Genomic DNA, 12,974 nt, shown 5'->3' on the forward strand with positions numbered 1-12,974 from the left:
TTGCGCCGAGCCTTCGTCACGGGCCCTCGCACCATGCCACCGCGGGGCGGCCGCCGTCACGGACGGGTCATGCGCAGCACGTCCAGTGCCTCGTCCAGCTGCTCCAGGGTGAGCAGGCCCCGCTCGACGTACCCGGAGTCCAGGACCACCTGACGGATCGTGCGGCGCTCGGCCAGCGCGCGCTTGGCGACCTTGGCGGCCTCCTCGTAGCCGATGTACCGGTTGAGCGGCGTGACGACGGAGGGCGAGGACTCGGCGTACTCGCGGGCGCGCTCGACGTCGGCGGTGATGCCGTCCACGGTCCGGTCGGCCAGCAGCCGGGAGACGTTGGCGAGCAGCCGCACCGACTCCAGGACGTTCTTGGCGATCACCGGGAGCATCACGTTGAGCTCGAAGTTCCCCGCCGCGCCGGCCGTCGCGATGGTCGCGTCGTTGCCGGTGACCTGGGCGGCCACCATCAGCACCGCCTCCGGGACGACCGGGTTGACCTTGCCCGGCATGATCGACGAGCCGGGCTGGAGGTCGGGCAGGGCGATCTCGGCGAGGCCGGTGCGCGGCCCGGACGCCATCCAGCGCAGGTCGTTGGAGATCTTGGTCAGCCCGACCGCGATCGTGCGCAGCTGGCCTGAGGTCTCCACGATGCCGTCGCGCGCGCCCTGCGCCTCGAAGTGGTCGCGGGCCTCGGTGAGCGGCAGGCCGGTGGCCCGCGCCACCTCGGCGATCACCGCCGCCGAGAAGCCCGCCGGGGTGTTGATCCCGGTGCCGACGGCCGTCCCGCCGAGCGGCAGCTCCGCCAGCCGCGGCAGCGAGGCGCGCAGCCGCTCGACGCCGTAGCGCACCTGGGCGGCGTAGCCGCCGAACTCCTGGCCGAGGGTGACCGGCGTCGCGTCCATCAGGTGCGTACGGCCGGACTTGACCACGTCCGCGAACTCGGCGGACTTGCGCTCCAGCGCCGCCGCCAGGTGCTGCAGTGCCGGGATCAGGTCGCCGGTGACGGCGGCGGTCGCGGCGATGTGGATGGAGGAGGGGAAGACGTCGTTGGAGGACTGGCTGGCGTTGACGTGGTCGTTGGGGTGCACGTCGCGGCCGAGGCGCTCGCTCGCCAGGGTCGCGATCACCTCGTTGGCGTTCATGTTGGACGAGGTGCCCGAGCCGGTCTGGAACACGTCGATCGGGAAGTGGTCGTCCCAGCGCCCCCCGGCGACCTCCGCGGCCGCCTCCTGGACCGCCTCGGCGACGTCCTTGTCCAGCACGCCGAGCTCCGCGTTGACCTTCGCCGCGGCCGCCTTGATCCGGGCGAGCGCCGCGATGTGGGCGCGCTCCAGCCGCTGCCCGCTGATCGGGAAGTTCTCCACGGCCCGCTGGGTCTGGGCCCGCCACTTGGCGTGCGCGGGAACGCGCACCTCGCCCATGGAGTCGTGCTCGATCCGGTAGTCGGCCGCGCCCTGCTCGGACATCGCTGGGGTTCCTTCCCTCGGGACGGTTCCCAGCGTCCCACCGGTGCCGGGAAAGTACTGGTCAGTAGGACAGCGGCGCGGCGGTTTTCATTCCACGCGCCGCCCCCTGGGAGGCCTACCCGCACCGGCGCGGGAACACCTCCGCCCCCGGCGCGCGGGCACCGGGGGCGGAGAGGGGCCGAGGGGGCGGACTGTGTCGCCGGTCCGCCCCGAACGGCACTACGCGAGCCCGGGGCCGCGCACCGGGATCGTCGTGAAGGTCGGCTGCGGCGCGGGATCGGTGAAGAAGTCGTTGCCCTTGTCGTCGACGACGATGAAGGCCGGGAAGTCCTCGACCTCGATCTTCCAGACCGCTTCCATACCGAGCTCGGCGTACTCCAGGACGTCGACCTTCTTGATGCAGTCCTGGGCCAGGCGCGCCGCCGGGCCACCGATGGAGCCGAGGTAGAAGCCGCCGTGCGCGGCGCACGCGTCGGTCACCTGCTGGGAGCGGTTGCCCTTGGCGAGCATGACCTTGGAGCCGCCCGCGGCCTGGAACTGCTCGACGTAGGAGTCCATGCGGCCGGCCGTGGTCGGGCCGAAGGAGCCGGAGGCGTAGCCCTCGGGGGTCTTGGCCGGGCCCGCGTAGTAGACCGGGTGGTCGCGCAGGTACTGCGGCATCTCCTCGCCCGCGTCCAGTCGCTCCTTGATCTTCGCGTGCGCGATGTCGCGGGCGACGACCAGCGGGCCGGTCAGCGACAGCCGGGTCTTGACCGGGTACTTCGACAGCTCCGCGAGGACCTCGTCCATCGGGCGGTTGAGGTCGACGCGCACGACGTCCTCGTCCGACAGGTGGTCGTCGGTGGTCTCCGGCAGGTACTTCGCCGGGTCGGTCTCCAGCTGCTCCAGGAAGACGCCCTCGGCGGTGATCTTCGCGACCGCCTGGCGGTCGGCGGAGCAGGAGACGGCGATGGCGACCGGCAGGGAGGCGCCGTGCCGGGGCAGCCGCACCACGCGGACGTCGTGGCAGAAGTACTTGCCGCCGAACTGCGCTCCGATGCCGATCTTCTGGGTGAGCTCGAAGACCTTCTCCTCCAGCTCCTTGTCCCGGAAGCCGTGGCCGGCCGGCGAGCCCTCGGCCGGCAGCTCGTCCAGGTAGTGCGCGGAGGCGTACTTGGCGGTCTTCAGCGCGAACTCGGCGGAGGTGCCGCCGACGACGATCGCCAGGTGGTACGGCGGGCAGGCGGCCGTGCCGAGCGAACGGATCTTCTCCTCCAGGAACTTCATCATGGAGGCCTCGTTCAGGACCGCCTTGGTCTCCTGGTAGAGGAAGGACTTGTTGGCCGAGCCGCCGCCCTTGGCCATGAAGAGGAACTTGTACGCGCCGCCGTCGGTCGCGTACAGCTCGATCTGGGCCGGCAGGTTGGAGCCGGTGTTCTTCTCCTCCCACATGGTCACCGGGGCCATCTGGGAGTAGCGCAGGTTGAGCTTGGTGTACGCGTCGAAGATGCCGTGCGACAGGGCCGCCTCGTCACCGCCGGAGGTCAGCACGTTCTGGCCGCGCTTGCCCATGACGATCGCGGTGCCGGTGTCCTGGCACATCGGCAGCACGCCGGCCGCGGCGATGTTGGCGTTCTTCAGCAGGTCCAGGGCGACGAAGCGGTCGTTGGAGGACGCCTCGGGGTCGTCCAGGATGCGGCGCAGCTGCGCGAGGTGCGCGGGGCGCAGGTAGTGCGAGATGTCGTGCATGGCCTCGGCGGCGAGCGTGCGCAGCGCCTCCGGCTCCACCTTGAGGAAGGTCCGGCCGTCGGCCTCGAAGGTGCTGACGCCCTCGGAGGTGACCAGGCGGTACGGAGTGGTGTCCTCACCGAGGGGGAGCAAGTCGGTATAGGCGAACTCGGGCATTTATGGACATCCTCACTGCGCTGCGTCGTAGAAGCCCAACAAGCGTAGAACGAGCGCGGGTCACCGGGCGTGTGAGGTGACCCTCACTGCCGGAGGTAGGGGCCTAGTCGCGATCTATCGCGTTTGTGTACCGTAGGCCCGTGGATGAGTCCTCGCTCCAGAAGCGTGAGCAGCAGCCCCTGAGTCCCCCTGTCGCCGAAGTCGACATCCGCGCGTCCGACGCGGACCGCGACCGGGTGGCCGACATTCTCCGCGATGCCCTGGCCGAGGGACGTCTGACCACCGAGGAGCACTCGGAGCGGCTGGACGGCGTGTACGCGGCGAAGACCGTCGGCGAGCTGGAGCCCTTCGTGCGCGACCTTCCGGTCCCCGCCCCGGCGGCCGCCCCCGACCGGGCCCGGCACTGGGTCCCGGACCACTCCGGGGAGAACCCCAACCTCGTCGGCATCCTCGGCGGCGCCGAGCGCAAGGGCCGCTGGCGCGTGGGTTCGAAGATCAACGCGGTCGCGATCCTGGGCGGGGTGGTGATCGACCTGACGGAGGCGACGTTCACCGCGCCGGAGGTCGTCATCAACTGCACCGCCATCATGGGCGGCGTCGAGATCAAGGTGCCGGAGAACGTGACCCTGCGCGGCGGTGGCGTCGTCGGCATCATGGGCGGCTCCGACGTCGAGGCGTACGAGGCCCCCGACCCGGGAGCCCCGGTCATCAAGGTGCAGGGCCTGGCCTTCTGGGGCGGCGTGGAGGCCAAGCCGCGACGCGGCAAGCGGGTCAAGAAGAAGGACAGCCGTCCCGAGCTCGACCACTGACGGTTCATCAGTCCGCGGCTCCTCCTCCGGCGGTGCGCGGTGCGGTCCGCACCGCGCACCGCCGGCGTGTGATCGGGCCCCAAGGCGTCCCGGAAAGAAGGCGGTTGCCGGGGCCGTCGGCCACTGGGCGGCTCAGGCGGCTCGGGCGGCGCACCCTCCGGCACGGGCAGCGCACGCGCGGGCGCGCGAGCCCGCGGCCACCGTGCGCATGAACGCGCGCACAGCGGGTAGGGCATGGGGACACGTCGCTCGCCGCCGGACCCCCACGTCGACAACCCCGTGCCGACGCAGCGGGAAGGGCAGCGACGGGCAAGGGTGACACCAAGCCGAGCCGTCGTCAGGAGTATCCCGTGCTTCAACCGATCGAGCCCGCGGCAGCATCCAGTTCCTCCCTGAGTCACCCCCGGGACCTGGGCGGCCCATGGCATTCGGACGCGGCGTGCCACAGCGATGAGGCAGGTCTGTTCTTCGCCCCCTCCAAGGAGCCGACCGCGGCACGGCTGTCGCGCGAGGAGGCCGCGAAGCGGGTCTGCGCCCGCTGCCCGGTCATGCTGGAGTGCCGCGAGCACGCCTTGCTGCAGCCGGAGCCCTACGGGGTGTGGGGCGGCATGACCGCGGCCGAGCGCCGGGTCGTGCTCGCGCGCCGGCGTCGCCGCGAGGCGGAACTGCAGCGGCCGGAGCCGCGGATCGCTGCCGCGGGCTGACCCGCTCCGGGGCCGGGAGTCCGCCGCTGGGCGGGCTCCCGGCCCCTGTGTGCACGGTGGCCGGGCCTGCCGGCTTCCGGCTGTGCTCGCCTGCGGCCCAGCCCCTCCGGCCGGGCGGCGGTCAGCGCGCGCGGTCGAAGTCGATCGTGCTGTAGGCGCGGAGCTTCGACAGCCGGTGCGTGGAGTCGATCTGGCGGATCGTGCCGGACTTGGAGCGCATGACCAGCGACTGGGTGGTCGCGGTCTCGGCGCGGTAGCGCACGCCCCGCAGCAGTTCGCCGTCGGTGATGCCGGTGGCGACGAAGAACACGTTGTCGCCCTTGACCAGGTCGTCCGTGTGCAGGACCCGGTCGAGGTCGTGGCCCGCGTCGAGGGCGCGCTGCCGTTCGGCGTCGTCCTTGGGCCAGAGCTTGCCCTGGATGGTTCCGCCGAGGCACTTGATCGCGCACGCCGCGATGATGCCCTCCGGGGTGCCGCCGATGCCCATCAGCATGTCGACGCCGGTGCCCTCGCGGACGGCCATGATGGCGCCCGCCACGTCGCCGTCCGAGATGAACGTGATGCGCGCGCCGGTCTCGCGGATCTCCTTGGCCAGCCCGTCGTGCCGGGGCCGGTCGAGCACCACGACGGTCACGTCCTCGGGGGCGCCGCCCTTGGCCTTGGCGACCCGCCGGATGTTCACCGACGGCGGGGCGGTGATGTCCACGAAGTCGGCGGCCTCGGGGCCGGTGACCAGCTTGTCCATGTAGAAGACGGCCGACGGGTCGTACATCGCGCCGCGGTCGGCGGCGGCGAGCACGGCGACGGCGTTGGGCATGCCCTTGGCGGTGAGCGTCGTCCCGTCGATCGGGTCCACGGCGATGTCGCACTCCGCGCCGGTCCCGTCGCCGATCCGCTCGCCGTTGAAGAGCATCGGCGCCTCGTCCTTCTCGCCCTCGCCGATGACGACGACGCCGTTCATCGACACGGTCGAGACCAGGGTGCGCATGGCCTTGACGGCCGCGCCGTCCGCGCCGTTCTTGTCGCCCCGGCCCACCCAGCGGCCGGCGGCCATCGCGGCGGCCTCGGTGACCCGGACCAGTTCGAGGGCGAGGTTGCGGTCGGGGGCCTCGGGACTCACTTCGAGCTGCGGCGGCATGTTGTGGTTTTCGTGCTGCTCGGTCATCACAGCGCACCTTTCTGTACGAGGACGGCCGGAAAAGAGGGTGCTACGACCTTAGCCGCCAGGTGCCAGGATGAGCAGGCCCCCCGTCACATGAGCGCATCCGGCACGCGCGGGACCCGGGCGGCGGGACGCTCCGGGGCATGAGGGACCATAGGGGGCGTGGCAAAGAAGCGCGGCACGGAAACAGTGCGTGACATGGTGATCTCGATGGCGGCGATCGGCGTCGTGGTCGGCATCATCTGGTTCTTCATCCCGCACGACGAGAACCACGACCCCGTCCAGGTGGTCGGCTACCGGGTCGAGCTCGACCAGGCGCGCCGCAGCGCCCCGTACCCGGTCGCGGCCCCCGAGGGCCTCGGCAAGGGCTGGCGGGCGACCTCGGTGACGTACGAGGACACGAACCCGAAGGCGGTGCACTGGCACCTGGGCTTCGTCGACCCGCAGAACGAGTACGCGGCCGTCGAGCAGAGCAACGCGGACGCGGCGGCGTTCGTCGCGGCCACGAGCCACGACGCGCGCAAGAGCGGCACGCGCACCGTCGGCGGCGAGACGTGGGACCGCTACGAGGGTCCCAAGTACGACGCGCTGGTGCGGGAGAAGGGCGGGGTGACCACGATGGTCACCGGCACCGCTCCGGCCGACCGGCTCGCGGAACTGGCCGCCGCGCTCCAGGAGCGCAGCGGCCAGTAGGACCGGGCCCGGCCGGGGCCGGTGGCTCAGACGGTGGTGACCACCTCGTCGTAGGGCAGACGCGGCGAGCGCGCGCGCCAGGCGTTCTCGCCCGGCTTGCCGATGTTCACCACGGCCAGGACCGAGTGGTCGCCCTCGGGGAAGAACTCCTTGTCGATGCCCTCGGCGTCGAAACCGGTCATCGGGCCGGCGGCCAGACCCGCGGCGCGCACGCCGAGGATGAAGTAGCCGACCTGGAGCGCGGCGTTGAAGGCGGCCGACCGCTCGCGGACCGGCCGCTCGCCGAACAGCACCTCCTTGGCCTGCGGGAAGGCGGGGAACTGGACCGGCAGCTCCTCGTGGAACTCGTTGTCCGCGGCCAGGACGGCCACCAGCGGGGCCGTGGAGGTCTTGGCGCGGTTGCCCTCGTTCATGAGCGCGACCAGGCGCTCCCGGCTCTCCGGGGAGCGGACCAGCACGATGCGCAGCGGCTGCTGGTTGTAGGCGGTGGGCGCGTACTTCACCAGGTCGTACACGGCTTGGACCTGCTCGTCGGTCACCGGCTCGGAGGTGAAGGAGTTGGCGGTGCGCGCGTCGCGGAAGAGAAGGTTCTGGGCGGCGGTGTCGAGCTGGAGTGTCATCGGTACCTCAGGGGATGTGGGGACCGCCCCGGCGGGGCGGCGTCGAACACCCCACCCAACATAGGTGAAGATTCAACTATTCCGGGTCGCCACTCCGCCCGTCCCCTCCCGGCGCACCGGGCCCGTCCCCGGCCGCCGCGCCCGACTCCTCCGCGAGGGCCGCGTCCAGGCGCGCGCGGGCGCCCTCCAGCCAGTTGCGGCACACCTTGGCGAGTTGCTCGCCGCGTTCCCACAGGGCGAGGGACTCCTCCAGCGTCGAGCCGCCCGCCTCCAGACGGCGGACGACGTCGACGAGCTCGTCGCGGGCCTGCTCGTACCCCAGCGTGTCCTGATCAGCCATGGCACCAGACTAGGGCCGCCCTCGGACACGGCGGGGCCCCCGGGCACTGCGGTCCCGCGCGGGTCAGCGCGTGACGCGGACCGTGAACTCGCCGTCGGCGACCCGGGCCCGCAGCTTCTCCTCGTCGGCCACCTCGCCGGCGGCCCGCACCACCCCGCCGTCCTCGCGCTGCAGGACGGCGTACCCGCGCTGCAGCGTCGCCGCGGGGGAGAGCGCGACGACCCGGGCCCGGGTGTGCTCCAGCTCGTCGTCCGCCCGGTCAAGGCGGTGCCGCAGATGCCGCCGCGAACGCTCCAGCAACGCGGCCACCTGCTCCTCGCGCTCCTCGACCATCAGCCGCGGCCGCGCCATCGAGGGACGGCTCATCGCCGCCACGAGTCCGCGCTCCTCCCGGTCCAGCAGCCCGCGCATCACCCGCAGCGAGCGGTGCCGCAACTGCTCGACCCGGGTCAGCTCCTCGCCGACGTCCGGCACGACGCGCTTGGCGGCGTCGGTCGGCGTCGAGGCGCGCAGATCGGCCACCAGGTCCAGCAGCGGGGTGTCCGGCTCGTGCCCGATCGCGGACACCACCGGCGTACGGCACTCGGCGACCGCCCGCACCAGCCGCTCGTCGGAGAACGGCAGCAGGTCCTCCACGCTGCCGCCGCCGCGGGCCACGATGATCACGTCGACCCCGGGATGCGCGTCGAGCCCCTGCACCGCCTCGATCACCTGCGGGACTGCGTACGCCCCCTGCACCGGCACATTGCGCACCTCGAAGCGCACGGCCGGCCAGCGCAGCCGGGCGTTCTCCAGCACATCGCGCTCGGCGGCCGAGGCGCGGCCGCACACCAGGCCGATCAGCTGCGGCAGGAAGGGCAGCGGCCGTTTGCGCTCCAGGGCGAAAAGGCCCTCTCCGGCCAGCCGCTTCTTCAGCTGCTCCAGCCGCAGCAGCAGGTCGCCGACGCCTATCGGGCGGATCTCCGCCGCCCGCAGCGAGAGCTGCCCACGCGGCGCGTACCACTCCGGGCGGGCGTGCACGACGACCCGCGCACCCTCGCCGACCGCGCCGTCGAAGGCGTCGAAGACGGCGCGGCGGCAGGTCACGCTCAGCGAGATGTCGTGCGACGGATCGCGCAGCGTCAGGAAGACCACGCCCGCGCCGGGGCGCCGGGACAGCTGGGTGATCTGCCCCTCCACCCACACCGCGCCCAGCCGGTCGATCCAGCCGCCGATCAGCCGCGACACCTCGCCGACCGGGATCGGCGCCTCCGCGGACGTGTTCAGAGCCATACGCCGAGACTAGTCCCCGCCACGGACAGTGACCCCGTCCCGGGGCCGGTCCGCCTCCGCCCGGCTGCCCGACCCGAATGGCGCCCACCGCTGTCCGTCACCCCTGGCACCCCGCACCCTGGGGGCAGACCCATGTGCCCGGGAGGTCCCCATGCGCCCACACGGCCCGCCGCCCCCGCGGCCGCCACGCATCGGCGGCGGCTTCCGCATCGGGCGCCGCGGCCCCGGCTGCGGCTGCTTCAGCTGCCTGACGGCGGTGGTCGCCGCGGTGGCCGCGGGACGGCTGCCGGGCCTGCTGCGCGCCGCCCGCCGCGGACGCCCCTGGCGGGGCGGATGACCTCCGTCACGCCCCGTACGATGGGCGCATGACTGCTGCTGCCCGCCGTGTCCTGCTCGCCGCCCCCCGTGGCTACTGCGCGGGCGTGGACCGTGCCGTGATCGCCGTCGAGAAGGCCCTGGAACAGTACGGGGCCCCGATCTACGTCCGCCACGAGATCGTCCACAACAAGTACGTCGTGCAGACCCTGGAGAAGAAGGGCGCGATCTTCGTCGAGCAGACGGCGGAGGTCCCCGAGGGGTCGATCGTCATGTTCTCGGCGCACGGTGTGGCGCCGGCCGTGCACGACGAGGCCGAGCGCGGGAAGCTCGCCACCATCGACGCGACCTGCCCGCTGGTGACCAAGGTCCACAAGGAAGCGGTCCGCTTCGCAGGCGAGGACTTCGACATCCTGCTGATCGGCCACGAGGGCCACGAGGAGGTCATCGGCACCTCCGGCGAGGCCCCGGACCACATCACGCTGGTCGACGGCCCGGCCGATGTCGCCAAGGTCGAGGTCCGGGACCCGTCCAAGGTGGTCTGGCTCTCCCAGACCACCCTGTCCGTGGACGAGACCATGGAGACGGTCGACGCGCTCAAGGAGAAGTTCCCGCAGCTCATCTCCCCGCCCAGCGACGACATCTGCTACGCCACGCAGAACCGCCAGCTCGCCGTGAAGCAGATGGGCGCCGAGGCGGACCTGGTGATCGTCGTCGGCTCGCGCAACTCCTCCAACTCGGTGCGCCTGGTCGAGGTCGCCAAGCTGGCCGGTGCCCGCGAGGCCCACCTCGTGGACTTCGCCGCGGAGATCGACGAGGCCTGGCTGGAGGGCGTGTCCACGGTCGGTGTCACCTCCGGTGCCTCCGTTCCCGACGTGCTGGTCGAGCAGGTGCTGGAGTGGCTGTCGCAGCGCGGCTTCGAGGACGTCGAGATCGTCAAGGCCGCGGAGGAGTCGATCGTCTTCTCGCTGCCCAAGGAGCTCCGCCGCGACCTGCGCGCGGAGGCCGCCGCCAAGCTGGCGGGAACGGCCGCGGCGAGCGCCCCCGAGCAGGCAGGTCGGCAGTCCGAGGGGTGACCGTCCGTCCCACGTCGTAGCGTTGGGCCATGAGCGTTTTCGGTGTGGACATCGGCGGCTCGGGGATCAAGGGCGCCCCGGTCGACCTGGATCGCGGCGATCTGACGGAGGAGCGCTGCAAAGTGCTCACTCCGCATCCCGCGACGCCCGACGCGGTGGCGGACTGCGTCAAGGAGGTCGTCACCCATTTCGGCTGGCAGGGCCCGATCGGCGCGACGTTCCCCGGTGTGGTGACGCACGGCGTCACACGCACGGCGGCCAACGTCGACAAGGGATGGATAGGCATGGACGCGGCCGGCCTGCTCTCGGAGCGGGTCGGTCTGCCCGTGACGCTGCTCAACGACGCCGACGCGGCGGGCATGGCCGAGATGGCCTACGGCGCGGGCCAAGGGCGCTCGGGCACGGTGATCATGCTGACCCTCGGCACGGGCATCGGCAGCGCCGTCTTCGTGGACGGCAAGCTGCTGCCCAACACCGAGCTCGGCCACCTGGAACTGCACGGGCACGAGGCGGAGAAGCGCGCCTCCACCAAGGTCAAGGAGGACGAGGACCTCAGCTGGGAGCACTGGGCGCGCCGGGTCACCAAGTACCTGGCGCACGTGGAGATGCTCTTCTCGCCGGAACTCTTCGTCATCGGCGGCGGCGTGAGCCGCAAGGCGGAGAAGTTCCTCCCGCTGATCGAGGGCATCGAGGCGGAGATCGTGCCGGCCGCGCTGCAGAACAACGCGGGCATCGTGGGCGCGGGCATGGCGGCGGCCGCGGCGGTCACCACCACGGCCGCCGCCGCCGGATAGCGGCCCGGGACGCGGGACGCGGGGTCAGCGGCGTTCGGCGCGCCGCGCCCGCGTCACGTACGCCACCTTCCGCACGGCCGTGATCACGGCGGCGCACACCGTGCCGCCGTACAGCCACCCGGTCAGCGTGGCGAGCCCGGTCAGCAGTGCCATCACATGCCCGGTCAGCCCTCCGCCGCCGTCGGCGGTCACGGCCAGCGCGATGGTGAAGGCGATGGGCGCGCTCACCGGCGCCGCCGACAGGTCGTACGGCCGGACCCACACGCCGCCGGCGATGCAGGCCAGCAGGAAGACCACGCCGAACAGCGTGCCGGGCTCGCCGTTCATGAGGGAGTCCACGGCGCCGCCGCACAGGGCGGTCAGCGTGATGAAGACCCCGGTGCCGAGCCCCGTCAGACGGGACTCGCTCTGTCCCCGCCGTACGCCCCACAGCGGGCCGCGGCGCGGACCTCCGCCCACGGCCGTCGCGCCCGCGGGCCTGCGCGCCGGACGCGCGGCCGGCCTGACCGGCCGCGTGGCGGCACCGTTGTTGTGCGGCGTGCGCGCACTGTGTTGCTCCACGCACCCAACGTAGGCGCCCGGCAGGGGGGAAACGGGGGCAGGACACGACTTTTCAGCCCCACAGGGGGCGAGGCGGGCCGCGGGCGCCTTCGGGGTCCCCCGCTTCCGTAGACTGGTGGATCGGTCCGTCCCCGCCCGACCGGGCGCGCGGGCCCTCCACCCACCTCGCTACGGGAAGTCGTCACGTGTCGCTCACGATCGGAATCGTCGGCCTGCCGAACGTCGGCAAGTCGACCCTGTTCAACGCCCTGACCAAGAACGACGTGCTGGCGGCCAACTACCCGTTCGCCACGATCGAGCCCAACGTCGGCGTCGTCGGTGTCCCCGACCCCCGCCTGGACACGCTCGCGACGATCTTCGAGTCGCAGCGCAAGCTCCCGGCCACGGTCGACTTCGTCGACATCGCGGGCATCGTCCGCGGCGCCAGCGAGGGTGCGGGCCTGGGCAACAAGTTCCTCGCCAACATTCGCGAGTCCGACGCGATCTGCCAGGTCATCCGGGCCTTCGTCGACCCGGATGTGGTCCACGTCGACGGCAAGGTGTCCCCGAAGGACGACATCGAGACGATCAACACCGAGCTGATCCTCGCCGACCTGCAGACGATCGAGAAGGTCCTGCCGCGGCTGACCAAGGACGCCCGCCTCCAGAAGGAGAAGGCGGCCGTGCTCGCCGCCGTCCAGGAGGCCCAGCAGATCCTCGAGGACGGCCGCACCCTCTTCTCCGCCGGCATCACCGCCGGGACCGAGAAGGGCGGCCTCCTGCACGAGCTGCACCTGCTGACCACCAAGCCCTTCCTCTACGTCTTCAACGTGGACGAGGACGAGCTGACCGACGACGCCTTCAAGGCCGAGCAGCGCGCCCTGGTCGCCCCCGCCGAGGCGATCTTCCTCAACGCCAAGATCGAGTCGGAGCTCATCGAGCTCGACGACGAGGAGGCCCTGGAGCTCCTGCAGTCCATGGGCCAGGACGAGCCCGGCCTCGCCACCCTCGCCCGGGTCGGCTTCGACACCCTCGGCCTGCAGACGTACCTCACGGCCGGCCCGAAGGAAGCGCGCGCCTGGACGATCAAGAAGGGTGCCACCGCTCCGGAGGCGGCCGGCGTGATCCACACCGACTTCCAGAAGGGCTTCATCAAGGCGGAGATCGTCTCCTTCGGCGACCTGGTCGAGTGCGGCTCCATCCCCGAGGCCCGCGCCAAGGGCAAGGCCCGCATGGAGGGCAAGGACTACGTCATGCAGGACGGCGACGTGGTGGAGTTCCGCTTCAACGTGTGACCGTTCGTCGCTG

General features: G+C 72.0%; 14 protein-coding genes. 7 read left to right on the forward strand and 7 right to left on the reverse strand.

Annotation, left to right across the window (positions count from 1 at the left end; translation table 11 throughout):
* Positions 1 to 56: 56 nt before the first annotated feature.
* Both PV364_RS06750 and PV364_RS06755 read right to left on the reverse strand, forming a co-directional pair.
* Positions 57 to 1,457 carry a class II fumarate hydratase gene (locus PV364_RS06750; RefSeq protein WP_319658760.1) on the reverse strand — a complete coding sequence of 467 codons (1,401 nt, stop codon included), beginning with the start codon at positions 1,455 to 1,457 and terminating at the stop codon, positions 57 to 59.
* 219 nt (positions 1,458 to 1,676) lie between these two features.
* Positions 1,677 to 3,341 carry a fumarate hydratase gene (locus PV364_RS06755; protein WP_319658761.1) on the reverse strand — a complete coding sequence of 555 codons (1,665 nt, stop codon included), beginning with the start codon at positions 3,339 to 3,341 and terminating at the stop codon, positions 1,677 to 1,679.
* A gap of 140 nt (positions 3,342 to 3,481) precedes the next feature.
* Between PV364_RS06755 and PV364_RS06760 the strand changes: the two genes are divergently transcribed.
* Complete coding sequence (locus PV364_RS06760) at positions 3,482 to 4,150, forward strand: DUF1707 domain-containing protein (RefSeq protein ID WP_319658762.1); 669 nt, start codon at positions 3,482 to 3,484, stop codon at positions 4,148 to 4,150.
* 350 nt (positions 4,151 to 4,500) lie between these two features.
* Positions 4,501 to 4,854 (forward strand): WhiB family transcriptional regulator, encoded by a 354-nt coding sequence (locus PV364_RS06765; protein ID WP_401982166.1) that lies wholly within the window; start codon positions 4,501 to 4,503, stop codon positions 4,852 to 4,854.
* A 121-nt stretch (positions 4,855 to 4,975) separates the two neighbouring features.
* On the opposite strand, the gene glpX is transcribed toward PV364_RS06765, so the two are convergent.
* On the reverse strand, positions 4,976 to 6,019 hold the full coding sequence (gene glpX / locus PV364_RS06770; RefSeq protein WP_319658763.1) for a class II fructose-bisphosphatase: 1,044 nt from the start codon (positions 6,017 to 6,019) through the stop codon (positions 4,976 to 4,978).
* A 159-nt stretch (positions 6,020 to 6,178) separates the two neighbouring features.
* Between glpX and PV364_RS06775 the strand changes: the two genes are divergently transcribed.
* Positions 6,179 to 6,709 carry a DUF4245 domain-containing protein gene (locus tag PV364_RS06775; protein ID WP_319658764.1) on the forward strand — a complete coding sequence of 177 codons (531 nt, stop codon included), beginning with the start codon at positions 6,179 to 6,181 and terminating at the stop codon, positions 6,707 to 6,709.
* Positions 6,710 to 6,735: 26 nt separating this feature from the next.
* On the opposite strand, the gene PV364_RS06780 is transcribed toward PV364_RS06775, so the two are convergent.
* From PV364_RS06780 to xseA, 3 genes are all read right to left on the reverse strand, one after another.
* A complete protein-coding gene (locus tag PV364_RS06780; protein WP_319658765.1) occupies positions 6,736 to 7,329 on the reverse strand; it encodes a malonic semialdehyde reductase in 594 nt (197 codons plus the stop codon).
* 76 nt (positions 7,330 to 7,405) lie between these two features.
* Positions 7,406 to 7,669 (reverse strand): exodeoxyribonuclease VII small subunit, encoded by a 264-nt coding sequence (locus PV364_RS06785; RefSeq protein ID WP_319658766.1) that lies wholly within the window; start codon positions 7,667 to 7,669, stop codon positions 7,406 to 7,408.
* Positions 7,670 to 7,732: 63 nt separating this feature from the next.
* Positions 7,733 to 8,941, reverse strand: coding sequence for an exodeoxyribonuclease VII large subunit (gene xseA / locus PV364_RS06790; RefSeq protein ID WP_319658767.1), 1,209 nt, complete (start codon positions 8,939 to 8,941; stop codon positions 7,733 to 7,735).
* 151 nt (positions 8,942 to 9,092) lie between these two features.
* Here xseA and PV364_RS06795 point away from each other — a divergent pair, with 151 nt between their 5' ends.
* Genes PV364_RS06795 through ppgK form a run of 3 tightly spaced genes read left to right on the forward strand, consistent with a single transcriptional unit; the run spans position 9,093 to position 11,126 of the window.
* Positions 9,093 to 9,278, forward strand: coding sequence for a hypothetical protein (locus tag PV364_RS06795; protein ID WP_319658768.1), 186 nt, complete (start codon positions 9,093 to 9,095; stop codon positions 9,276 to 9,278).
* Positions 9,279 to 9,306: 28 nt separating this feature from the next.
* Complete coding sequence (locus PV364_RS06800) at positions 9,307 to 10,332, forward strand: 4-hydroxy-3-methylbut-2-enyl diphosphate reductase (RefSeq protein WP_319658769.1); 1,026 nt, start codon at positions 9,307 to 9,309, stop codon at positions 10,330 to 10,332.
* 29 nt (positions 10,333 to 10,361) lie between these two features.
* On the forward strand, positions 10,362 to 11,126 hold the full coding sequence (ppgK, locus tag PV364_RS06805) for a polyphosphate--glucose phosphotransferase (protein ID WP_319658770.1): 765 nt from the start codon (positions 10,362 to 10,364) through the stop codon (positions 11,124 to 11,126).
* Between the two features lie 24 nt (positions 11,127 to 11,150).
* Here the strand turns inward: ppgK and PV364_RS06810 are convergent, their stop codons facing one another.
* Complete coding sequence (locus tag PV364_RS06810) at positions 11,151 to 11,687, reverse strand: DUF6542 domain-containing protein (protein WP_319658771.1); 537 nt, start codon at positions 11,685 to 11,687, stop codon at positions 11,151 to 11,153.
* 185 nt (positions 11,688 to 11,872) lie between these two features.
* Between PV364_RS06810 and ychF the strand changes: the two genes are divergently transcribed.
* Complete coding sequence (gene ychF, locus PV364_RS06815; RefSeq protein WP_319658772.1) at positions 11,873 to 12,961, forward strand: redox-regulated ATPase YchF; 1,089 nt, start codon at positions 11,873 to 11,875, stop codon at positions 12,959 to 12,961.
* The last annotated feature ends 13 nt before the right edge of the window (positions 12,962 to 12,974 follow it).

This window comes from Streptomyces sp. MI02-7b, from assembly GCF_033793585.1.
In the GTDB taxonomy this organism is placed as follows: Bacteria; Actinomycetota; Actinomycetes; order Streptomycetales; family Streptomycetaceae; genus Actinacidiphila.